Here is a 24,241-nt window from a genome sequence, read left to right as displayed (position 1 = left end):
TTACAGCACTATATGAAAGATATAAAAAAGATAATAGCTGCGGCAGTCCTGGTAACAGGCTCTTTTGGCTGTACAAAATTGAACGAAAAATTCCAGGGAGACCTCACTCCTGATCAGGTTGCAGGCGGATCAAATTCCGTTGCCGGACTGCTGGCCGCCACCTATGCTTCCATGCAGGTGACTTACCAGGATCAGTCCAACTGGATGGCCATGCAGGAAATGACCACAGACGAGTTGGTAGGCCCCACGCGTGGTCCGGACTGGGATGACAATGGCGTCTGGCGCGTACTCCATGCACATGCATGGGACGGAGACAACCTGCACATTCGCGAATGTTTCGATCAGCTCAGCGGCACTGTTTTCGCAGCCACCGATCTGCTGCAATACAATCCTTCCAAACAACAGGCCGCCGAAGCAAGATTCCTTCGCGCTTACTCCATGTTCAATCAACTGGATGGCTGGGACCAGGTCCCCTATCGCGATCCGGGCGAAAGTGTAGTCATTCCCTCACGCGTGAGAAAAGGAACAGAAGCCCTGACTTACATCATGGGCCAGTTGACGGATTCCGTCATCCCCAACATCGCCTCTACACCTGTGTATCAGGCCAACCTCGACGCCGCCAAGGTACTGCTGATGAAATGCTACCTCAATAAAGGTGTCATCGCTAACAGGGCCACACCTACTTTCGACAACAGTGATATGGCCAAGGTTATCAGCCTGGCGGACGAGATCATCGGCTCTAATAAGTATCCATTGGCCACCAACTACTTCGATAACTTCGCCCCTACCAATGAAACCATCGGCAAAGAGAATATCTGGACATTTCATAGGATCGCTGGCCAGAGCACCGGCGGCACTGGCAACACGATCAACTCCCGCTGGCACCTGACCATGCACTACAAACAGAATCCCAGCGGCTGGAATGGCTTCACCACCCTCTCCGATTTCTACAACAAGTTCGAAGCCACCGATACGAGAAGAGGCGTTGCCTATCCTACCTTGCCCACAGGCGCAACCAACCCCGGCAATCGTGTGAACGTCGGCTTCCTGCGAGGCCAGCAATATGACCTGAAAACCGACACCGCCCTGACAGACCGCAACGGAGCGCCTCTCGCTTTCACCGACAATGTACAGCTCATCGAAACAGGCACAAATCTGGAAGTCACCGGTATCCGTGTCGACAAATATCCCATCGATTATGCCAATGACGGGAGCGGGAACGTAGACAACGACTATGTATACTTTCGTATTTCCGACGTCATGCTGATGAAGGCCGAAGCCCTGCTGCGCAGCGGCGGCGATGCCGCCACAGCACTCGGCCTCGTCAACCAGATCCGCACGGCGCGTGGCGCCTCCCCCCTCGGCGCACTTACGCTTGACATCCTCCTGGACGAACGGGGCAGAGAGCTCTACTGGGAAGATTTCAGAAGACAGGATCTCATCCGCTTCGGCAAATTCCTGGGCGCCTGGCAGCTCAAGGGTGCCAGCGATCCGAAATACCTGCTCTTTACCATCCCCAACACCCAGTTGGCAGTAAACCCCAACCTGAAGCAAAATCCCGGTTATTAATCCACGAATAAGCTATAATATCATAATTTTAACGAGAAGGTCATATATACTGACCTTCTCGCTTTTTGGAACCATACCTATAAACAAAACCTCGATGAAATTCCTCCCGTATTTGCTGGCCATCATCCCCCTCCTGGGCGGTGCCTGCCGCCACCAAGAGGAAACAACCCTCTTTCAGCTCATGCCCGACACCGGTATCAAATTCGAAAACGATGTCACCGACGGAAAGATCGAGAATAGCTTCTACTTCCGCAACTTCTACAACGGCGGCGGCGTAGCCACGGGCGACCTCAATAACGATGGCCTGGCGGACGTTTTCCTCACCTCTAATATGGGCGACAACAAACTATTCCTGAACAAAGGAAACTTCAAATTCGAGGACATCACTTCCAAAGCAGGATTCCACCAGGACAGCATGTGGAGCACCGGCGTGGTCATGGTGGATATCAACCACGACGGCTGGCTGGACATCTACGTGTGCAATTCCGGGCACATGTCCGATGGCCACAGAAAAAATAAGCTCTATATCAATAACCACAACCTCACCTTCACTGACTCCGCAGCTCAATACGGACTGGATATCTCGGCCTATACCACCCAGGTCTCCTTCTTCGACTATGACCTGGATGGCGACCTGGACTGCTTCGTCATCAACAATAGTCCCGTTCCCGTCAATACCCTTAACAATGCTAACAAACGTGACCTCCCTGACGCCGAATGGCCCGTGGCAAGCTTCCTCAAAGGCGGCGGCGACCACCTCTATCGCAATGACAATGGACACTTCAGCGAAGTCTCCCGGCAAGCAGGCATCCACGGCACCCTCATCAGCTTTGGCCTGGGCGTGTCCGTAGGTGACATCAACGGCGACGGCTATCCCGATGTCTATGTATCCAATGACTCTTACGAACGGGATTACCTCTATATCAATCAGCGCAACGGTACCTTTAAGGATGAATTCGAAGAAAGGATCCCTCACACCAGCTACTCTTCGATGGGTACCGACATCGCCGATATAAATAATGACGGATACCCGGACCTCTTCACCACCGACATGCTGCCGGAAGACGACTACAGGCTGAAGACCATGGGTTCCTTTGACAACATCGACCTGTATAAAGGAAAGGAAGACGCCGGCTTCTATCACCAGTTTATGAAGAACTGCCTCCAGCTCAACGCCAAAAATGGCAGGTTCTCCGAGATCGCCAACTACAGCGGCGTCTCCGCCTCCGACTGGTCCTGGGGCGCCCTGATGTTCGATGCCGATAATGACGGCTTCAACGATATCTATGTATGCAACGGCGTGAATCGCGACGTCACTAACCTGGACTTCATGGACTTCTTCGCCAATGACGTCATCCAGAGGATGGTCCAGACTGGCAATAAAGAGAACGTGGATGAGGTCCTTAAATCCATCCCCCGCACGCCGCTTGCCAATAAAGCATTCCGCAACCTGGGTAACCTGAAATTCGCAGACGCCGGCATCTCCTGGGGCTTCTCACAGCCCAGCTTTTCCAACGGAGCGGCATACGCAGACCTGGACAACGACGGCGACCTGGACCTGGTGGTCAATAATGAGAACGAGCCCGCCTTCGTCTATCGCAACAACGCCCGGCAATTGAATAAGAATCACTACATAAGCCTGCTCCTCCGGGGCACAGGCGCCAATACCTTTGCCATCGGCAGCCAGATTAAGCTGTTCAGGAATAAAGAGATCATCAGCCGTGAACTGGTCCCCAGCCGGGGTTTTCAGTCCTCCGTCGATTACAGGATCACCATCGGGCTGGGCCAGTCCCCCGACATTGACTCCCTGATCATCACCTGGCCTGACCTGAGCACTACCCGTATCGCGCATCCCGCTGTGGATACCCTCCACACCATTCAACAATCAACAGCACGCATTAACCCTCCCGCCCAAAACCATGCTCCCGCACCCGCCCTCCTCCAGCAACTACCGGCTCCCTTCGACAAACACCAGGAAAATGAATACACGGATTTCCACGGTGAACGCAACCTCCCCAAGCTCCTCTCCCGGGAAGGACCCCGCGCAACAACAGGTGACGTCAATGGGGACGGGTTGGAGGATGTATATATCGGCGGCACCCCCGGCCACCCCGGCCAGCTCTATTTGCAGACCGCCGGCAACGGCTTTGTAAAAAGCCCCCAAAAAAACTTTGATCAATTCGCCGATTTCGAGGACGGAGCCGTACTCCTCTTCGACTGTGATCGCGACGGCGACCTGGACCTGCTCGTATGCCCGGCCGGTAACGCCAACCTTAATTACAGCAGGCAAATGCAGCTCCGCCTTTACAGGAATGACGGAAAAGGCAATTTCGAATTCGACGTCTCCTGCTTCCCCAACACGGGGATGAATGTCTCCGTGGCCGTCGCAGAAGATTTCAATGGAGATGGTTCGATCGACCTGTTCATCGGTGGCAGAAGCTTCCCCATGAATTATGGCCTGGCGCCCAACAGCTATCTTTTCGTCAATGACGGCAAGGGACATTTCAAAGATATGGCCGCAGCTAAAAACCCCGACATAGCCCACATCGGCATGGTCACAGGCGCCGCCTGGACCGATATGGACGGAGACGGGAAAAAAGACCTCGTCATTGCCGGAGAATGGATGAGCCCACATATCTATTCCTACGTAGGTGACCACTTCAGAGAGCTCAAAACCAACCTCGCCCACCTGCTGGGATGGTGGCAGACGCTTCGCACCGCCGACCTCAACGGCGACGGACGCCCCGATCTCGTCCTGGGTAATATCGGAGAGAACTTCTACCTGCACCCCGATTCCGCACACCCCGTAAAGATCTGGATCAATGACTTCGACCAGAATGGCATCATCGATAAAGTAATGACCTACACCGTCGACGGAAAAGACAAGCCCGTATTCCTGAAACACGACCTGGAATTCCAGATCCCCTCCCTGAAAAAAGCGAATCTCAAGCACGGCGATTTCGCAAAAAAAACCATCGGACAGCTCTTTCCCAAAGTATCCCTGGACAGCGCCCTGGTCCGCTCATTCAATTATACGTCCTCGATCGTTGCCTTCAATCTGGGCAATGGACAATTCAGTATACAAAGATTGCCCGTAAAAGTCCAGCTTTCCTCCGTCAACGCTATATTGTGTAAAGACATCAATGGAGATGGGATCACAGACCTTGTAATAGGGGGCAATGAGTTCGGCTTCCTGCCCCAGTTCGGAAGATTGGACGGCAGCTTCGGCGATCTGCTGCTCAACGATGGCAAAGGCCAGTTCAACGAGCTCGATCCCGACAGGTCCGGCCTGGATCTCACCGGCCAGGTGCGCGATATCCAGGCCATCCGGGGAAAAGAGGATAGCTACCTGCTGTTCCTCCGGAACGATGAATGGCCGCTGCTCTACAAGAGCCGCCGGCAATAAACCAATTTTAGTTAATTTAGCCGATTCAATCGTCGACACTTCATGACTCAAATCGCCCGGAATACTGTAAGCCTGATCTGCCTGACGTTCTTTACTTTACTACAAGGTTGCAGGAATGGCGAAAAAAAGCCGGTCAAAGACCCGCTTTTCACCGTCATGGACAAGGCTTCCACCGGCCTTGACTTCAGCAATACCCTCCGTCCGACGAAGGAGTTCAACGTCTTCGATTATATGTATTTCTATAATGGAGGGGGCATCGGCGCGGCAGACCTCAACAACGACGGCATGACAGATCTGTTCTTCGCCGCCAACCAGGGCAATAACAGGCTCTACCTTAACCAGGGCAACATGCACTTCAGAGATATAACAGCTGCGGCAGGCATTCCCCAGGACAAAGGCTGGTCCACTGGCGTATCTGTCGTGGATATCAATAATGATGGGCTGGAAGACATCTACGTCTGTAGAGTGGGGCAGCTCGAAGGTCTTCCTTCCACCCACAATCAGCTGCTCATCTGTACCCGCATCGATAGCAGCGGTATACCCCACTACGAAGACAGATCGAAACAATATGGCCTCGACTTCTCCGGCTTCAGCACCCAGGCAGCCTTCTTCGATTATGACGGCGATGGCGATCTGGATATGTACCTGCTCAACCATTCCATTCATCAGAATGGCACATTTGGCTACCGCCAGCAAAAATTGGCTACCACCAGCGCCGTCTCGGGCGATCGCATGTATCGCAATGATGGCAATGGCCACTTCTCGGACGTCACCAGCCTGTGCGGTATCAATAGCTCCATCATCGGCTATGGCCTGGGCCTCACCGTTTCAGACATCGACCTGGACGGCTATCCCGATATCTACGTAAGCAACGATTTCCACGAGAACGACTATCTGTATATCAACCAGCACAATGGGAAATTCCGGGAGGAGCTGAACGATCACCTCATGCATACCAGCCAATACTCCATGGGCGTGGATGTGGCCGATGTTAACAACGACGCCTACCCGGAGATCATCAGTATGGACATGCTGCCCTATGATCCCTATATCCTGAAAAGATCCGAAGGGGAAGATACCTGGGACACCTACAACCTGAAGCTCCGGTATGGATACAATCACCAGTACACACGTAATAACCTGCAGCTCAACCGGCGCAATGGACAGTTCAGCGAGATCGGCCTGTATGCTGGCGTTGCCGCCACCGACTGGTCCTGGTCCGCGCTCTGGGTCGACTTCGACAACGATGGATGGAAAGACCTCTTCATCTCAAATGGCATCCCCAAAAGATTGAATGACATCGACTATATCAATTTCGTCTCCAACCAGGAGCTCCATGAAAGGATTCAACAGGGCAACCTGGACAACAAAGACATGGAGATGATCGACAAATTTCCCCAGATCCGCCTCCCCAGCAAGTTTTACAGGAACCAGGGAGCCATGCAATTCGCCGACATGGCCGACAGGATACAGGGCGCGCTTCCCTCCTTTTCAAATGGCGCCGTATATGCAGACCTGGACAACGATGGCGACCTGGACCTGGTCGTCAATACCATCGATGCGCCCGTCATCCTTTACAGGAACATGAGCAACGAAAAGAAAAAAGTGGCTTCCGTCGACATCCGTTTACAGGGGCCGGCCACCAATGTCCGTGCCCTGGGCGCAAAAGTGCTGCTTTTTGCCAACAATGGTATTCGCTCTTATGAGAAATACCCGGTACGTGGCTTCATGTCCAGCATGGACATACCCCTGCACATAGGCCTCGGTGAAACAAAAGTAGACTCCGCCTTCCTCATATGGCCCGATCATTCCTTTCAACGCATCAGCTGGCAGCAAACGGACAGTGTAATATCCTTGTCCTATCATACGGGCCTTCCTTTATTCGACTATACCATCCTGTCCAGCTACTGGAAGAACCCAACCCGCCCCGTCCGCGATATAACGGCCTCCACAGGCCTCGCATGGAAACATAAAGAGAACGATTTCCATGAGTTCGACCGCGAACCGCTCATTCCTCATATGTTGTCGACCGAAGGCCCCGCACTTGCCGTGGGCGATATGAATGCGGACGGCTTGCAGGACCTCTTCTTCGGCTCCTCGAAATGGGAAAAAAGCATCGTGCTCCTCCAGGACAGGTCAGGCAAATTCCTCCGGATGCCTCAGCCCGATCTGGAAAAGGATAGTACATTCGAAGACGTGGACGCCTGCTGGATAGACGTTGACAAAGATGGACATAATGACCTCGTTGTAGCCAGCGGCGGCAACGAATTCTATGGCCAGGACAGCATGTTATCCCCTCGCGTCTACCGCGGAGACGGCCATGGCCATCTGCAAAGACTGCCCGGCGCCTTCGACAACCTGTATATCAATGCCTCCTGCATCACTCCTTTTGACTTTAATGGCGACGGATATCCGGACCTCTTCATCGGGGGTCGTTCCATACCCTTCCAATACGGCAGTACCCCCGCTTCCTGCCTCCTGCTCAACGACGGAAAAGGACATTTCAATGACGTAACGGATAAATATGCTCCAGGTCTGCGGCAGATCGGCTTTGTAACAAATGCCGTATGGACAGATCTGGACAAGGATGGACAAAAGGACCTGGTGCTCTCCCTCGAATGGGGCGGTATCGTCTCCTTTATGAATAAGAACGGCGCCTTCACAAAACGACAGCTGACAGATAAGACAGGATGGTGGAACTTCGTCCTGCCGGTAGATATCGACAACGACGGCGATATAGATATTGTGGCAGGCAATCTCGGGTTGAACAGCCGCCTGCATGCCTCGGAGAAAGAGCCCGTACGCCTGTACTATTACGACTTTGACGGGAACAATAAAAAAGAACAGATCCTCACCTATTATCTGGACGGACGCGAATTACCTTTCGCCAATAAAGATGAGCTGCAGAAACAACTTCCGACCTTGAAAAAGGATTTTCTCTATGCGGAAGACTTCGCTAAAGCCGGGCTCCCGGATCTTTTTTCTCAGGATAAACTGCGTAAAGCAGATACCCTCAATGCCAATTACTTCAGCAATGCCATCCTGATCAACGACGGACACCTCAATTTTACAGTGAAAGCATTACCCTGGGAAGCGCAGCTGTCCCCCTATAGAGATGCAGTCGTCGTGGACGCCAATGGAGATGATCTCCCGGACATTCTGATGGTAGGTAACTTTTATGACAATAATATTCAAATGGGACGCTATGACGCGGATTTTGGGACCATCCTGCTCAACCGCGGAAATGATTCACTGGCTCCCTTTCCCTTGAATGGCGTCAGCATCAGAGGTCAGTCCCGGCATATCAGAAGCCTGGACATCGCCGGAAAACCCGCATTCGTGATAGCCCGGAATGATGACAGCGCCCGGATCATCCGCTTCCAGCCCTGATCAGCCGGCTACTCCGTCAATTCACAGGCAAACATACACGTGTCAGCCATTTCAAGGTATCCGGCTCCCTGTTCCGCTCGGTAACGAGGAACTGAAAAGGAATAGCCATCGCCGTATGCTGACGATCCGTTGCATACTTACTTAACCCTGCTATAGCTTTCTCCACAATTGTCTCCCCTCCCCTGACTTCCCCCGTTAGGATCTTCCAGGATATAAACCTGCTGGGAAAGATCATACCCCGGCCCTTTAACAATCTGTCCGTCGGTACAGCCGCCATGTTCCTAAAACGACCGTTTTTCCCTCTGACAACATTCAGCATGGGGTAATTCGTAATTTGCGCACCCTCCTCTTTTATATACTTCCGCATCATGTCAACGCGGGCATAGATGCTGTCTGGCGAAGGGTATTGATCGCTTTCCCACCGTATCGTGACCATCGCCGTATCCTGTAACATTGAGTCCTTTACAGGCGTATCGTAAACATTTTCATTTTTCTCAAGATAGGCGTGCAGAAAGTTCAATACAACACGAACCTCATTTTTGTCCTCTCCGATCTGCCGGTACTGGTTGATCCTTTTGAATGGATTGGCGCCGGCCTTCCGGACAAAGCTCCATCGCAATATGGCGGAATCAACACTAGGTACAGGCAAGATCGTCAGCGCATCCGCCTTCGAGCTATCTCCCCCGCCTGTAAGAGCCACTTGCCGGAAAAAAATATTACGGAGACGGTAAGAAGACCTCCCCTGGCTTTCCGCTGCCAGCCGCTCCCATACATCCTTCTGGCTGACGACCCTAAAAGCCGCATCGACAGGACATTTCACCGGCATATAAACGGAAGATGCAATAGTACTGGGAATGAAAATATACACCGAGCAGATCGCTAACAGCAGGATGATGAGGACACCCCCCGCCAACCATTTCTTATTCACTTGAGTTCGTTTACTTTACCGGCCGAAAATAAACAATAATGTGTAAATTAGCCCCAAACGATTGCAAATTCATACCACACCCATGCGAATCACCCACCTCCTCATCATATTCATTTGCGCTTTCCTCACCCTCACCGCACCTGCCCAAACCCAGACACCCCACACGGACACCTGGACCATCCGCGCAGACACCATCGACCCGCCACACTATGCCGGCGTCACAGTGGCCAATGGCATGATCGGCCTCGTCTCCTCCGCCGAACCCTTCAAAGCAAAAGACGTAGTCCTCAATGGCGCCTTCGACCTCTATGGCCGCGGCAGGGTCAGCAATATCCTGAAAACCTTCAATTTTGTCAACCTGTATCTGGACATAGACGGACAACGCATCGACCACATCAGCCAGCTGACGCACGTGCAACAAACCCTCGACATGCGTCACGCTGCCCTCACCACCCATTTTGACTACGGTGACAAGGCTACCATCAGCTATACCTGGTATTCCCTCCGCCATTTGCCCTATACGGCCCTGGTAGACGTGACCATCACTGCAAAAAAGGATATGGAGATCACACCCGCCAGCGTTATGGAAGCCCCCGACATGCTGAAGGACGTAGAGAACTATTACAATGAGATCGACAGACCCCATGTCCGCATCTCCCTGCTGACCTCCACCGCCAAAAGCCCCACCGGCCGCCTGCTGATGGCCGCGTCCAACAGCTTCCTCTTCGACGAACCCCATGGCCAGGAACCTTCCGTCATTCATGAAATGTGGGACAACAGCATGCACCTGGAAAAATTTAAAAAACAATTGAAGGCCGGCGCCACCTACCATTTCTCTGTCGTCGGCTCCGCCATCACCTCGGCGCACAGCGACGATCCCCTGAACGAAGCAGAACGCCTCACTATCTTTGCGGCGCTCCAGGGCAGCCGCCGCCTGATAGCATTTCACCAAAGAGCCTGGGACGAATTGTGGAAGAGCGACATCCTCATTGACGGGGACGACACCACCCAGCGCGATATCCATCTTATGCTGTATCACCTGTATTCCTTCGCCCGGGAAGGTACCTCCTATAGCCTGTCTCCCATGGGCCTCAGCGGTCTGGGTTACAATGGCCATACCTTCTGGGATACAGAGCTCTGGATGTTCCCCGCCCTGCTGCTGCTCCAGCCCAGGATCGCCGCCTCCCTGGTGGAATATCGCTACCAGCGCCTGGAAACAGCCCGGCACAATGCCGCCTCCCATGGCTATAAAGGCGCCATGTTCCCATGGGAAAGCGCCGCCAGCGGCAATGAAGAGACCCCCGTCTGGGCCCTCAGCGGCCCCTTCGAACATCATATCACCGCCGATGTCGCCATCGCAGCCTGGAACTATTACTGCGTAACCCAGGATAAAACCTGGCTCCGTGAAAAAGGATACCCCATCCTGAAAGAGACAGCCGATTTCTGGGCGAGCCGCGTGGAACGCAATGGGCCCGGACATTACGATATCCTCAATGTCGTGGCAGCCGACGAATGGGCCGAGAACGTGGATAACAACGCCTTTACCAACGCCGCCGCACGGGCAAACCTCCAATATGCCACCGACGCGGCAAAGCTTCTGGACATCACGCCCAACCCCGATTGGATGACAGTACGCAATAACATCCCCATCCTCCGGTTCGAAGACGGCACCACAAAGGAACATGCCTCCTACAACGGAGAGAAGATCAAACAGGCAGACGTCAACCTCCTGGCCTACCCGCTGAAAGAAGTGACAACCCCCTCCGCCATCCGCAAAGACCTGGAATATTACCTTCCCCGCGTAGGAGAAGGCCCCGCCATGACCCACGCGATTTTCTCCATCCTTTACAGCCGCCTGGGATCTCCCGAAAAAGCCTATAAAACATTGAAGGAAGGCTATACATCCAACCTGCGCCCCCCCTTTGGCGTCATGGCGGAAACAGCCACCGGCAATAACCCCTACTTTGCCACCGGAGCCGGCGGCATCCTGCAAGCCCTGCTCAATGGTTTCGGTGGACTGGAGATCACCCCCGCGGGTATAACGCAGTTAAAGACCGGTCTGCCCGCCCGCTGGCATTCCTTAAGGCTCACTGGCATCGGCCCTGGTAAGAAAGATTATATGATAAAATAACCTCATTAATAATGAGTTATAAAATGAAAAGGGAATTAAAATTTCCTCATTTCATTAAACCATCTAAAATAATCCTCTTCTTATAGTCGTTATACGAATCCTTTTGGGCAGTTTTTCGATAATTGATCGTATTTTTATGAGACCAAACCACTCATGGAGATCTTTCAAAATTCAAAGGAAATATGATCTCTAAAATTTCGTTACAACCCTTAAAAAATCTCTTCAGGAACCTGTATTTTCTTATGTTTCTGAACGGTTTTCTTATTGCTTCCATGTTTTATTTCAGGATGGAATCCACCTACGAGGAAGGACTTTTTGCATCTATCAAAGGAAACATCGACAGCAGGCTGGACGCAAATGATACCCAGGATTCCATCGTAGTGAAAGCCATGGCCACCTGTCATGAGCTGATGATCAACAGGGCCCCCATATTCGGTGGCTCCAGGCTGCTCGGACCGAGCGCCGATTTTTTTCACGGTACTTCCGTCGACCTGATGACTACCCAGGGTGCCTGCGGTAGCTACTCCCAGGTAATGGCAATGATCCTTAAAACGTATGATTATCCCGTCCGCATTGCGCAAATGAAAGCAAACGGCACCTGGGCCGCACATAACATCGTCGAAGTTAAGACAGACCATGGCTGGGTCGTCCTCGACCCTACCTTCAATGCATATTGGGTAACACCAGCCGGCCGCCTCGCCAGTTTCGCGGACGTGCGTAAGGATTGGAACTATTACTCCCGCCAGGTACCTGCCAACTATGACATGCAATATCGCTTCGAAGACGTTCGCTACGCTAATTGGACAAAGATCCCCGTGCTCATGCCGGCCGCTAAAGGAATACTGAATTGGGTCCTCGGCAAAGAAAAGGCTGACACCATTTCCGTCCGTACATGGTTCCTGAAAATATATTCCATCTATTTCTTTGTCACCTTTTTCCTGTATATCCCCGTATTCCTGTACACCTTCAGGAGACTCATACAAACCAAGGTCTTCCCCAACCCCGATATTCCAATCACCTTCGGAAATCTCATCAAGTATATGAGACCCTTTACACGCCAAAGGACAGAATTCACCCGGTAGTTGGCAAATACCTATCTTTGAGCACCCAAAAAAAATAATAAATGCTTAAAGTAGGTGTTTTCGGAGTGGGCCATCTGGGGAAATTTCATCTTAATAACTGGAAAGAAATAAAATCCGCCGAATTGGTGGGATTCTATGATCCCAATGATGACATCGCCCGGGAAGTCGCCGAAAAATACCAATTGCCCCGTTTCCTGGATGCCGAGCGGCTGATGGAAGCCTGCGACCTCGTAGACATCATCGCTCCCACCCCCTTTCATTTCTCCTTATGCGAAAAAGCCATCCGTAAAGGACGACATGTATTCGTGGAAAAGCCGCTCGCCAATACGATGGAAGAAGCCCGCGAGCTGGTCCAACTGGTAAAAGAGTCGAATGTCAAATTACAGGTAGGCCACGTCGAACGCTTCAATCCGGCATATCTCGCCCTACAATCCATGCAGCTGAGCCCCATGTTCATTGAAGTCCATCGCCTGGCCCAGTTCAATCCACGCGGTACCGAGGTCAGCGTGATCCTGGACCTGATGATCCATGACATCGACATCATCCTCAGTCTTGTCAGGAGCGAAGTGAAAAATATCTCCGCCAGCGGAGTGGCCGTCATGACGGAAACACCGGACATCGCCAGCGTCCGCATTGAATTCAACAACGGCTGCGTTGCCAACCTCACGTCCAGCCGGATCTCCATGAAAAAAATGAGGAAGATGCGCCTCTTCCAGAAAGACGCTTACATCGGCATCGACTTCCTGAATAAAAAAACTGAGATCATTAAATTGAAGACCCCACAGGACGTGGATGTATTCTCATTCGATATAGAAACGCCAGGCGGGGGAAAAAAGACCATCGCACTCTCCAATCCTCCCGTACCTGAAGTCAACGCCATCCGTATGGAGCTGGAAAAATTCTGCGAGGCCATCCTCCAGAATACCCCTACCCGTGTCTCCGAAGTGGACGGATTCCGGGCCATGGACATCGCCCACCAGATCCTGCGTAAGATAAAACACAACACCATCAATACCTGATCCCGGCATGCCGGCTCACAAAAAACCACATACGATCCCTATCCTCTGGTATATCCTGAGCGACTACGTTGCCGCCCTGTTCGCTTCTATCCTGTTTCATTTCAGCCGGCGCATCTTCCTGTCCGAACCCATATACCTCAACGGTAAATTACTGCTGACAAACAGGTTTTGGCTGGGCACTATCACCATCCCCCTGGGTTGGATCCTGCTCTACGCCCTGGTAGGCTCCTACGCTTCTCTTTATAAAAAATCCAGGCTGACAGAGCTCACCTATACGTTCACCTATAGTATCATCGGCTGCACGGTCGTCTTCTTTTCCATCGTCATCAACGACCCGGAAAAAGACTATCACTACTTCTATAAAACTTATTTTATCTTCCTGCTGGCCCACTTCCTGCTGACATTCGCAGGCAGGTTCATTATCCTGAGCCAGGTTCGCAAACAGATACGCAATGGACAGGTGATCTTCAATACCCTCCTCGTGGGCAGCAATGCCGTAGCCACCCGCATTTATAAGGACTCGTTCGAAGGCCTTCAATCCTCCGGCTATCGTTACGCCGGCTATGTCACTAATGACCAGAACAACAATGGCATTGCAAAATACCTTCCCCAACTGGGAGGTTCCGCCGACATCGAGGCCACCATCGATCAGCACCAGATAGACCTGGTAGTAGTGGCGCTGGAACGATCCGAAAAGGCAGAAGTGGAAAAGATCATCGAACGACTCAGCGATAAAGACGTTGAGATCAAGATCATCCCCAGCACCCTCGACATCCTTTCCGGCTCCGTACGCACCAGCAATGTACTGGGCGCCGTCCTCTCCGACATCCACACAGGCCTCATACCTGAATGGCAGCAAAATATAAAGAGAGGCATCGACATGCTGACATCTGTCCTGGGCCTGCTCTTTTTTTCACCATTGATCCTGTACACGATCATCCGGGTCAAGCTATCTTCCCCTGGCCCCATATTCTATCTGCAGGAAAGAATAGGCTATAAAGGCAAAAAATTCATGATCTACAAATTCCGCTCCATGTACATCGACGCGGAAAAAGATGGCCCCGCCCTGTCCTCCCACAACGACCCCCGCATCACTAACTGGGGTAAGACCATGCGCAAATGGAGGATCGATGAGTTGCCCCAGCTCTGGAATGTCCTGAAAGGCGAAATGAGCCTGGTAGGCCCCCGCCCTGAAAGACAATATTACATTGACCAATTGTACCACCACACCCCTTATTTCCGTTATCTCCTGAAAGTCAAGCCCGGGATCACTTCCTGGGGCATGATCCAGTTCGGCTACGCCGAGAACGTCGACGAAATGATCATACGCATGAAATACGACCTGATGTATATTGAAAATATTTCCCTGGCCCTGGACCTGAAGATCATGCTCTATACATTGCACATCATCTTCAAGGGAAAAGGCAAATGACAAAAATGAAAAAAAATCTACTCATCCTCACCTTCTCCATCCTGCTTGCAGCTTGTAGCTTGCAGCTTGCAGCTCACAAATCTCCGCTTATAGCTCGCAGCTCACAGCTCGCAGCTGAGAAATACTGGCAACAGGAAGTCCACTACGACATAAAAGTTACGCTCGACGACGCCGCCCATTCCCTCAAAGGGTTCGAGACCATGGTATATAGCAACCATTCCCCCGATACCCTCCGCTTTATTTACGTTCACTGTTGGCCAAATGCCTATAAGGATAATACGACAGCCCTCTACAGACAGCTGTCCCAGATCGAGGAACGAAAGACTAAGCTGAAAAAGATCAGAGACAATGGTTACATCGATCAGCTGGCATTCACCGTCGACGGAAAAAATGCACCCGCCGAAGCAGACGTGCAAAACGCCGATATCCTGAAGCTCACCCTGCCCGCAGCCCTCGCCCCGGGTAAAGAGATCACCATCGCCACCCCCTTCTTCGTAAAGATCCCCTCCTATTTCTCCCGGCTGGGACATGACGGCAAAAGCTATATGATCACCCAATGGTTCCCCAAGCCGGCCGTATACGACAACAAAGGCTGGCATGCCATGCCTTACCTCGACCAGGGCGAATTCTACAGCGAATTCGGCAGCTTCGACGTCCACATCACCCTGCCCTCTTCCTATGTCGTCGGCGCCACAGGCCAGCTGCTCACACTAGCCGAATCGAAAGCCTACAAACAAACAGGCTCGGCCAATCACAACAACCCCTTCGCCCCCATCCGCTACTCCCCGCCCGCCACTATCTCGAAAACACTGGACTACCACGCAGACAACGTACACGATTTCGCCTGGTTCGCCGATCAGAACTTCATCATACAATACGATACCCTGCAGCTTGCATCCGGTAAGATCATTGACGTATTCTCCTGGTACCGTCCGGGCGGCAACAAACAATGGATGAATAGCATTTCCTTTATCAAGGACGCTGTCCTGCATTATTCAAAATGGATCGGAGAATACGCCTATCCAATGGTCAGTGCGGTGGAAGGCCCCGGTAACACCTCCTCCGGAGGAATGGAATACCCGATGATCACGCTCATCACAAGCCCCAAAGCCGGAAAAGAAGAGCTGGACGGCGTCATTGCCCATGAAGTGGGGCACAACTGGTTCTATGGCATGCTGGGCAGCAACGAACGGGAACACCCCTGGATGGACGAAGGCATCAATACTTATTATGAGTTCCTTTATGAGGCGGAAAAATACAAGTACAATGGCATACTCGGTAACATCATACCCGACAGGATCAAAAAATTGCCGACCGACGACTTCCTGTCGGCAGTCTATAATGTCATCAATCAGCTGAAGACCACCGAACCCGTCGAAACCCCGGCGGCAGCCTTCCCTTCCGAATTCGAATACGGCCTGGTTGTATATGCAAAAACAGCCGTCTGGATGCACCTGTTAGAGACGGACATCGGGAAAGCAAAGCTGGAAAAAGGCATGCAGGCTTATTTCTCCGCCTGGAAATTCAGGCACCCTTACCCCGAAGACCTGCAGGCCAGCCTGGAACAATCCACCGGCAGCAACCTGGACCACGCATTCAACATGCTGCATAACACCGGCTCATTTTAACAATGAAAGCACCAAAACTTAAAAATATCTTATCACTCCTGCTTGCGGCTTGTAGCTTGCAGCTTGCAGCTCAAGAGTGGCAGCAGCAGGTCAATTATACCATCGACGTCAGCCTCAATGACGTGGAACATACCCTTGACGGATTTGTCAAAATACAATACACCAACCACTCCCCTGATACCCTGGCCTGGATCTGGGTCCATTGCTGGGCCAATGCCTATAAGAACGACAGAACGGCGTTCAGCGAACAGCTGCTCGCCAATGGCCGTACAGACTTCTACTTTTCCGATAAAGACAAAAAAGGATACATCAACAGGCTGGATTTCCGCGTGGATGGCGAAGCGGCCCGCATGGAAGACCACCCGCAGTATATCGATGTCATAAAGGTCATCCTCCCTCACCCTCTCCCGCCCGGCCAAACGGCCTTGATCACTACCCCCTTCCATGAACAGCTCCCTTTCAACTTTTCCAGGGGCGGACACGTGGGCAACACCTACCAGGTAACCCAATGGTATCCCAAACCTTCCGTATATGACTGCAAAGGCTGGCATCCCATGCCCTACCTCGATCAGGGGGAATTCTACAGCGAATTCGGAGATTATGACGTACGGATCACCGTGCCGAAAAGCTACGTCGTCGCCGCTACAGGGGATTTACAACGCATTGACACGGCCTCCCCGAATAAAACCCTTCGCTACCTTCAAAAGGATATTCACGACTTCGCCTGGTTCGCCGACAAAAAATACAAAGTAGATCATGATACATTGGCGCTCCCCTCGGGGCGTACGATAGATGTCTACGCCTATTACAAACCCGCGGCAAAGTCCTTTTGGCCCAACGCAACGAAATATATAAAAGACGCCATCCGATTCCGTTCCGCCGCCATCGGTGAATATCCCTACAACACGGTCAGCGTGGCCCAGATAAGATCGCCGGCCTCTCCGGGAGGAATGGAATATCCCGCCATCACCAGCATCACCGATCAACCCTCAACCCTGGAGCTGGATCTGATGATCGAACACGAAATAGGCCATAACTGGTTCTACGGCGCGCTCGGCACCAATGAAAGACGCTATCCCTGGATGGATGAAGGCATCAATACTTATTACGACAATCGGTATGCGGCGATAAAATATCCCTATTGGCATCCCGGTACCCCGGCCCCGCGGAAACGCGGAAAGGCCAACAATGACTGGCTGCTCAAAAAAATGCCGGAGGACCAGGACAAGCTCATCCTCAATACCCTGGCCGGAGAAAAAAAAGATCAGCCCATTTCCACCACGGCTGAAGATTTTACCGTAGCCAACTATCAGCTGGTAGCCTATTCCAAAGCTGCCGCCTGGATGCAGCTGCTGGAAGATAGCCTGGGTCGCTCCCTTATGGACAGCTGCATGCGCATGTATTATCATCAATGGCAGTTTAAACACCCTTATCCGGAAGACTTTCACAAAATTGTCACCCTCGCCAGCAAAAAAGACCTCACCACCCTCTTCGACCTCCTGGACACGAAAGGCCCCCTGCAACCTATGCCACAGCACCGGCAGATCCGGCCCGCCTTTCTCTTCAATTACCGCAACACCGATAAGATCGACTATATCAACCTGGTCCCGGCCGTCGCCATTAATAAATATGATGGGCTCATGGCCGGAATAGTGGTCCATAATTACAACCTCCCCTTCGATCGCTTTCAGTTCCTGGCAGCCCCCCTCTACGCCACGCACAGCCGGCAGATGACGGGCATCGCAGGCATCAGCTATTCCTGGTACCCTGGCCAGACATTTAAAAAGCTTACGCTCGCCCTGTGGGGAGAACGTTTCTCTTCCCTGTCCGCCGTCGACAGCAATGGACATAAGCTCTTCGGAGGCTATTATAAGCTAACACCTTCCATCCGCATCAATCTTGGCAGCGAAGATCTCCGCAGCACCCAAAAACGTTACATCGAATGGAAGACTTTCCTCATCGGGGAAAGAGGCCCCGACCGCTATGTCGTCAAAAGCACGGACTCTCTCGCCTATGCAGACCGCATTGGGAAATATGATTTTCGCTACCTCGACCAGCTGAGCTTCCACGCAGAAGATCAGCGCGTATTATATCCCTGGCAGGCTCACCTGCAATTGCAGCAGGGCGCCCGGTTCTACAGGATCAATTTCACAGGTAAATACTTCTTCAACTATGCCGCAGGAGGCGGCATGGACCTGCGCCTGTTTGCCGCTAAATTCGGCTACCTCGGCGGCAGGGACAATAGCTCCGGCGTCACACTCTATCAACCGAAGCTGACAGCCGTGGGCGGCAACGAGGACTACACCTATAGCAACTATTTCTTGGGTCGCAACGAATACACCGGCTTCGCCAGTCAGCAGATCATGCAACGGGATGGCAACCTGAAAATACGCGTCCCCAGCTTTCCCTGGCTGGAAGGCCGGTCAGACAACTGGGTGAGCTCCCTCAACCTTACCACCACCCTGCCCGCTGGCATTGTTCCAAAATGGCTGCCCTTAAAGCTCTTCTTCGATGTGGGCACTTATTCCGAAGCCTGGAAGCCTAACGCGCTAACGAGCCGTTTCCTCTACGCAGGCGGCTTACAGCTCTCTCTCTTCCACAATGTCGTCAACTTCTTCGCACCCGTTTTCTACAGCAGCGACTTCCGCGATCAGCTCCGGACCCTTCCCGATCAGAATACTTTCTTTAAAAGATTATCTTTCAGCATCGACCTCCAAAACATTGATCCCCGGAAAATAGTACATAATCTACCCCTCTGATATGCCTCCTCTTTATCATATCGATTACTGCTCCCGGCAACAGTTATCTGCAGATAAATGGGATGCCTGTATCGAACGCTCTCCCATGGGGCTTATCTATGGCAGGTCCTGGTACCTGGACCATATGGCGGACGGACAATGGGACGCCCTGGTGATCGGTGACTATGAAGCCGTCATGCCCCTGCCGTGGAGAAAGAAATGGGGCATCCGCTATCTCTACCAACCCGCCTTTACCCAGCAGTTAGGTATCTTTTCGCCAAACCCCGTCTCACCCGCCCTTATCGACGCTTTCCTGGACGCAATGCACCAGCGCTTCCGCTTTGCCGAGATCTTCCTCAACTACAGGAACGTACACCCCAACCTGCCCCCCTTTACCAACTTCGTCCTTGACCTCGGCGCTTCCTATGAAAAGCTCGCCGCCAACTACAGGACTGACCTGGTGAACAACTTGAAAAAAGCGCGCCGCCACTCCTTTCAATACAACAAAGATCTCCACCTCGTCGACACCCTATCCCTTTTCAAACAACAGTACAGCCTTCGCCTCCCGCACATAAAGGAAGCGACTTACACGCAATTTCAATACTTATGTCAGCACCTACAGGAAAAAGGGCAGCTCCTGATGAGAGGCATAATGAATGCACAAAGGCAGCTGCTGGCAACGGCGCTTTTACCCCGGGATAAAAATAGATTATACCTCCTCCAATCAACCACCTTGCCCGGCGGGCGCCAGGAAGGAGCCAATCATTTCCTGCTGGACAGGCTCATCCATGAATTTGCAGGACAGGATCTAACGCTGGACTTCGAAGGTTCCGAAATTCCCGGCATCGCCCATTTTTATGAGAATTTTGGAAGTCATAACCAGCCCTATTACTTCCATCGGTACAATATGCTGAGCTGGCCTTTGAGAATGATTAAATAAGGAGCTTTTCTGCGATCACCAGGTCAATGGGAGTAGTGATCTTGATATTATTTGTTTCCCCTGCTACCAGGTGTACCTTGCCCCCGGATGCCTCTACGACAGAGGCCTCGTCGGTAAAGCTTTCCCTGTATTCCTGCGCATAGGCAGGCAGAAGGATACGGCTGAGAAAGGTCTGTGGCGTCTGCACCAGCTTCACACGGCTGCGGTCGATGGCCGCACTGTCCGCTCCCGTCACCACCCGCACGCTGTCTTTGGAATCCACGACAGGAATGGCAGAGCCCAATCGCACCGCCTGTTCATAACAGCTATGCACCAGTTCCGTCGACAACAGGCAGCGCACCCCATCATGTACGAAAATAACGGCTTCCTCACAGATGGGCTGCAGTCCATTTCTGACGGATTGAAAACGGGTTGCTCCCCCCTCTACGATCCTCACCCGCTCAGGAGCCATGGTAGCATAGACCACGGTTCGAGCCGTCTCCATATGCTCCTCAGGCGCCACCAGGATAATATCCAGGTCCTCATAAGCCCGGAGAAAGACTTCTAATGTATACCACAACACCGGCTTACCATGCAGCAAAAGAAATTGCTTGGGCACTTGCGTCCCCATACGATGTCCCGATCCACCCGCCACTATAACTGCATATTTTTTCATTGCTGCACGCTTTTCTCCCCCAGCAGCAGATCACACTCTTCCAGCAGCCTGTCTTTATTGATGGCCGCCGTTCCCACCTCCTCGCAGACCAGGCCGCCGGCGATATTGGCGACCTCCGCCATCAGTCTGACGTCCTTCGTTACGGCATATACCAGCGAGGCAACGGCGATCACCGTGTCCCCCGCGCCGCTGACATCGGCAATATTACGCACATGAGAGGATACGATGTCCGAACGCTGGCCGCCGCTGTAGAACACCCCCTTTTCCGACAATGTGATAAAGGAAATATGATGGTGTAATTGCTTCGCCAGCTGCTCGTGGATGTTTTGCAATACAGGCAGCCGCACTTCATCCAAAAGGAGGTTCAGGCCCTCCTTCACTTCTTTAAGATTTGGCTTAAAGATCGTTACACCCCGGTAAGAAAAGAAATTCTTGCGTTTAGGGTCGACGGCCGTGACGATCCCCTCTTTCTCACAAAGGGCGATTGCCTCGCGGATCACACGGGAGGTCAGCACCCCCTTGTTATAGTCCTCGAAGATCATCACCTGCGGCTTTTCGACCCTGAGATACTTCTCTATCATCGACAACAGCTTGTCCTCCTCCTCCGGCGAAAGATCCTGCGTAGTCTCCGAGTCCAGCCGCAGCATTTGCTGGTTTCGGCCCATGATCCGCGCCTTATTCGTCGTGATCCGGTTATCGCTCTTCAGTAAATATTTCGTATCGATGGTCGCTTCCTCTAACAATCTCTCCAGCAACCTGCCCTCCTCCTCCGTCCCGATGACGGAAAAGGTCGCGACATGCGCCCCCAAAGAAGCCAGGTTCAGGGCCACATTGCCCGCTCCGCCGATACGGTATTCCTTCCTGTCCAGCGTTACCACCGGTACAGGCGCCTCGGGAGAGATACGCTCCACATGCCCCCACCAATAAGTATCCAGCATGACATCCCCAATGACGCCCGCCTTTATATTCGCAAAATCTTTGAATAATTTACTGAATTCACTCATAATTTTTTCCTTGCACAATTTTTAATCTCCTACCCGCAATTTATTGGCCAATCTTCCGCCAGCCGTCACGCGACTGTAGGCGGCTATATGCCTGGAGTCCGCCTTACATTGGGCTGGAAGATTCAGCTGCAACCGCTCAATAGTTCGATCTGCCGAATAACGAACCGCTGTCCAGTGGTAGCCAATGTACAGCGGCGGAAGGTCATATAGCCGCCGGAACAAGATAAAGCGAAACCCAAGGGACACTTAACCAAACCCCAATATCTATTTCTTATTCGACACCGCCACATAATACAACGGTATCCCCGCTAGCACGATCCCCAGGCCCCATCCCGCATAGGTGGGCTTCTGAATGATCAGCGCAATGCAAAATATCACAGCCAGGAGGATATAAATAGCCGGCAGGACAGGATAGCCAAAAGCCTTGTACGGCCTGTCCATACCCGGCGCCCTTTTCCGTAGCAAAAATATACCAAGAACCGTCAACGCATAAAAAGCCACCGCCACGAAAGAGATCATATCCAGCAGGTCGCCATACTTACCGCTGATGCAAAGCAGGGCGGCAACAACACATTGCGCCCATAAAGCCCATCCCGGAACAGCATTCCTGTTCAGGTTCCCCGCTTTCTTAAAGAACAGCCCGTCCTGCGCCATCGTATAATATACACGGGCCCCTGCCAGGATCAGGCCATTGTTGCATCCGAAAGTGGACACCATGATCATCGCCGCCACCACATACGTTCCCATATGTCCGAAGATCACTTTGGCCGCAGCCACCGCCACCCGGTCCTGTGGCGCCGTCGCTATCTGGTCCATCGGCAGCACACTGAGATACATCAGATTCGCCGACACATAGATCACCGTAATGATCAGCGTCCCCAGGAAAAGACTGAGACCGATGTTACGCTTGGGGTTCTTCATCTCCCCCGCAATGAAGGTAACATTGTTCCAGGCATCGCTGGAGAAGATAGAGCCTGTCATGGCCGCCGCAACCGCGCCCACCGCCGCCAGGCCAACGATAGGATTGCTCAGCAGCCCGTCCGCCGAAGGCGTCAGCGAATGCATATGCCAGGCATCCGTCCAGTTAGCCTTCCACACTGCTCCATTGGCGCCCAGGAAAAGCCCGAACACGATCAATCCAAAAAGAGACACCAGCTTAGTGACAGTGAAGATCGTTTGTATCCATTTTCCTCCTTCGATCCCCCTGGTATTGATATAGGTTAGTAGAATGATCAGCAGGATAGACACCAGCTGGGCATAATATACCTTGAACCCGCCGCTCTGATAAAGTATATTGTCAGGCGTCAGCTCAAGCTCATGAATAAAATAACCCGAAAATTTGGAAAATGCCACCGCCACGGCAGCGATCGTTCCCGTCTGGATAACGGCAAAAAAACTCCAGCCATACAGAAAGCCGGTCAGCGGATTATAAGCCTCCCGGAGATAGACATATTGCCCCCCCGCTTTGGGATACATGGCGCTCAGCTCCCCGTAGCTCATGGCAGCCGATAAGGTCATAAACCCGGTGATCAGCCATACAAAGATCAGCCAGCCGGCGCTGCCCACATTCCTGGTGATGTCCGCACTGACAATAAAAATACCGGACCCAATCATGGAGCCGGCTACGATCATAGTGCCATCCAATAATCCCAGGGACGGTTTGAAAGTCTTGGTTGTCTCTGCCATAGAAGAAATTAGAGCCTCAATATACTCATTTTTTCTTCTTATAAGCCGCATTCAAGCCATCCACCAGATCCGGGGTGATGTTATAAACTGAATCTTTATAATATATAAAGCTACCTGGGTCGTATTCCACTATGAAAGAGAAATTACGATCCTTGTTATACCCTTTCAGATATTGCTCCACGTCTTTGCGTATACCATTCTTCAGATCCTCGGTGATCTTGTAATATTCCTGCTCGAGGGCCTGCTTACGGCTGGCGTAATCCTGCTGGTCCTTGGCATACTCCTGCTGCGCCTGCTCAGCTTCCGCCTGCGTCATGGCGTTGCCCTTCTGACGCCAGGCATCCACCTTCTTCTGATAGTTTTTGCTCAGACTGGAAAGCTCCAGGTTCATGGCATTTTCCTTTGCCTTCAGCTGGACCTGCGCATCCTTAAACCCATCATAATGTGTTTGCAGGGTATCCATATCGAAGTAAGCGATTCTGAAGTTATTAGGTGTTGCCTTCTTTTGCTCGATGTCCGAGATTGTCTTCAGCTGCTCGGTATGGTGCGCAAACAGGTAAAACAACACCCCCACCAGTGCCAGGGCGGTCACACTCAAAATGGTAGATAGATACTTCATAAACGCGAATATAG

At 52.2% G+C, this 24,241-nt stretch carries 15 protein-coding genes; 10 read left to right on the top strand and 5 right to left on the bottom strand.

What is annotated here, in order from left to right; translation table 11 throughout:
• Window positions 1-12: 12 nt before the first annotated feature.
• From Q4E93_RS15725 to Q4E93_RS15715, 3 genes are all read left to right on the top strand, one after another.
• Complete coding sequence (locus Q4E93_RS15725) at window positions 13-1,569, top strand: RagB/SusD family nutrient uptake outer membrane protein (RefSeq protein ID WP_303586754.1); 1,557 nt, start codon at window positions 13-15, stop codon at window positions 1,567-1,569.
• 94 nt (window positions 1,570-1,663) lie between these two features.
• The gene (locus Q4E93_RS15720; protein ID WP_303586753.1) at window positions 1,664-4,975 is read left to right on the top strand and encodes a VCBS repeat-containing protein; all 3,312 of its coding nucleotides are present in this window, start codon (window positions 1,664-1,666) and stop codon (window positions 4,973-4,975) included.
• A 42-nt stretch (window positions 4,976-5,017) separates the two neighbouring features.
• Window positions 5,018-8,365 carry a VCBS repeat-containing protein gene (locus Q4E93_RS15715; protein WP_303586751.1) on the top strand — a complete coding sequence of 1,116 codons (3,348 nt, stop codon included), beginning with the start codon at window positions 5,018-5,020 and terminating at the stop codon, window positions 8,363-8,365.
• Between the two features lie 16 nt (window positions 8,366-8,381).
• On the opposite strand, the gene Q4E93_RS15710 is transcribed toward Q4E93_RS15715, so the two are convergent.
• Window positions 8,382-9,293: a hypothetical protein gene (locus tag Q4E93_RS15710; protein WP_303586750.1), complete on the bottom strand. Its 912-nt coding sequence runs from the start codon at window positions 9,291-9,293 to the stop codon at window positions 8,382-8,384.
• Between the two features lie 82 nt (window positions 9,294-9,375).
• Between Q4E93_RS15710 and Q4E93_RS15705 the strand changes: the two genes are divergently transcribed.
• The 7 genes from Q4E93_RS15705 to Q4E93_RS15675 all read left to right on the top strand — a co-directional run bounded on the left by Q4E93_RS15705 (window position 9,376) and on the right by Q4E93_RS15675 (window position 20,263).
• On the top strand, window positions 9,376-11,424 hold the full coding sequence (locus tag Q4E93_RS15705; RefSeq protein ID WP_303586748.1) for a kojibiose hydrolase: 2,049 nt from the start codon (window positions 9,376-9,378) through the stop codon (window positions 11,422-11,424).
• A gap of 182 nt (window positions 11,425-11,606) precedes the next feature.
• Entirely contained in the window at window positions 11,607-12,506 is a 900-nt protein-coding gene (locus tag Q4E93_RS15700) for a transglutaminase-like domain-containing protein (RefSeq protein WP_303586747.1), read from the top strand.
• 41 nt (window positions 12,507-12,547) lie between these two features.
• Complete coding sequence (locus Q4E93_RS15695) at window positions 12,548-13,525, top strand: Gfo/Idh/MocA family protein (RefSeq protein ID WP_303586745.1); 978 nt, start codon at window positions 12,548-12,550, stop codon at window positions 13,523-13,525.
• A gap of 7 nt (window positions 13,526-13,532) precedes the next feature.
• Window positions 13,533-14,957 carry a sugar transferase gene (locus Q4E93_RS15690; protein ID WP_303586743.1) on the top strand — a complete coding sequence of 475 codons (1,425 nt, stop codon included), beginning with the start codon at window positions 13,533-13,535 and terminating at the stop codon, window positions 14,955-14,957.
• Between the two features lie 5 nt (window positions 14,958-14,962).
• A complete protein-coding gene (locus Q4E93_RS15685) occupies window positions 14,963-16,585 on the top strand; it encodes a M1 family metallopeptidase (RefSeq protein ID WP_303586741.1) in 1,623 nt (540 codons plus the stop codon).
• A 2-nt stretch (window positions 16,586-16,587) separates the two neighbouring features.
• Window positions 16,588-19,344 carry a M1 family metallopeptidase gene (locus tag Q4E93_RS15680; RefSeq protein WP_303586739.1) on the top strand — a complete coding sequence of 919 codons (2,757 nt, stop codon included), beginning with the start codon at window positions 16,588-16,590 and terminating at the stop codon, window positions 19,342-19,344.
• Between the two features lies 1 nt (window position 19,345).
• Window positions 19,346-20,263 (top strand): GNAT family N-acetyltransferase, encoded by a 918-nt coding sequence (locus tag Q4E93_RS15675; RefSeq protein ID WP_303586737.1) that lies wholly within the window; start codon window positions 19,346-19,348, stop codon window positions 20,261-20,263.
• On the opposite strand, the gene Q4E93_RS15670 is transcribed toward Q4E93_RS15675, so the two are convergent.
• The 4 genes from Q4E93_RS15670 to Q4E93_RS15655 form a co-directional block, all read right to left on the bottom strand.
• Window positions 20,256-20,918 (bottom strand): 2-C-methyl-D-erythritol 4-phosphate cytidylyltransferase, encoded by a 663-nt coding sequence (locus tag Q4E93_RS15670; protein ID WP_303586735.1) that lies wholly within the window; start codon window positions 20,916-20,918, stop codon window positions 20,256-20,258. The genes Q4E93_RS15675 and Q4E93_RS15670 overlap by 8 nt on opposite strands.
• The gene (locus Q4E93_RS15665) at window positions 20,915-21,922 is read right to left on the bottom strand and encodes a bifunctional heptose 7-phosphate kinase/heptose 1-phosphate adenyltransferase (RefSeq protein WP_303586733.1); all 1,008 of its coding nucleotides are present in this window, start codon (window positions 21,920-21,922) and stop codon (window positions 20,915-20,917) included. Before Q4E93_RS15665 ends, Q4E93_RS15670 begins: the two co-directional genes overlap by 4 nt.
• 264 nt (window positions 21,923-22,186) lie before the next feature.
• The gene (locus Q4E93_RS15660; protein ID WP_303586731.1) at window positions 22,187-23,608 is read right to left on the bottom strand and encodes an APC family permease; all 1,422 of its coding nucleotides are present in this window, start codon (window positions 23,606-23,608) and stop codon (window positions 22,187-22,189) included.
• Window positions 23,609-23,633: 25 nt separating this feature from the next.
• Entirely contained in the window at window positions 23,634-24,227 is a 594-nt protein-coding gene (locus Q4E93_RS15655) for an OmpH/Skp family outer membrane protein (protein WP_303586729.1), read from the bottom strand.
• Window positions 24,228-24,241: the final 14 nt, after the last annotated feature.

It is taken from the genome of Flavitalea plasmicola, from assembly GCF_030546645.1.
Lineage (GTDB): Bacteria > Bacteroidota > Bacteroidia > Chitinophagales > Chitinophagaceae > Puia.
This window is presented reverse-complemented; position numbering and strand designations above follow the sequence as displayed.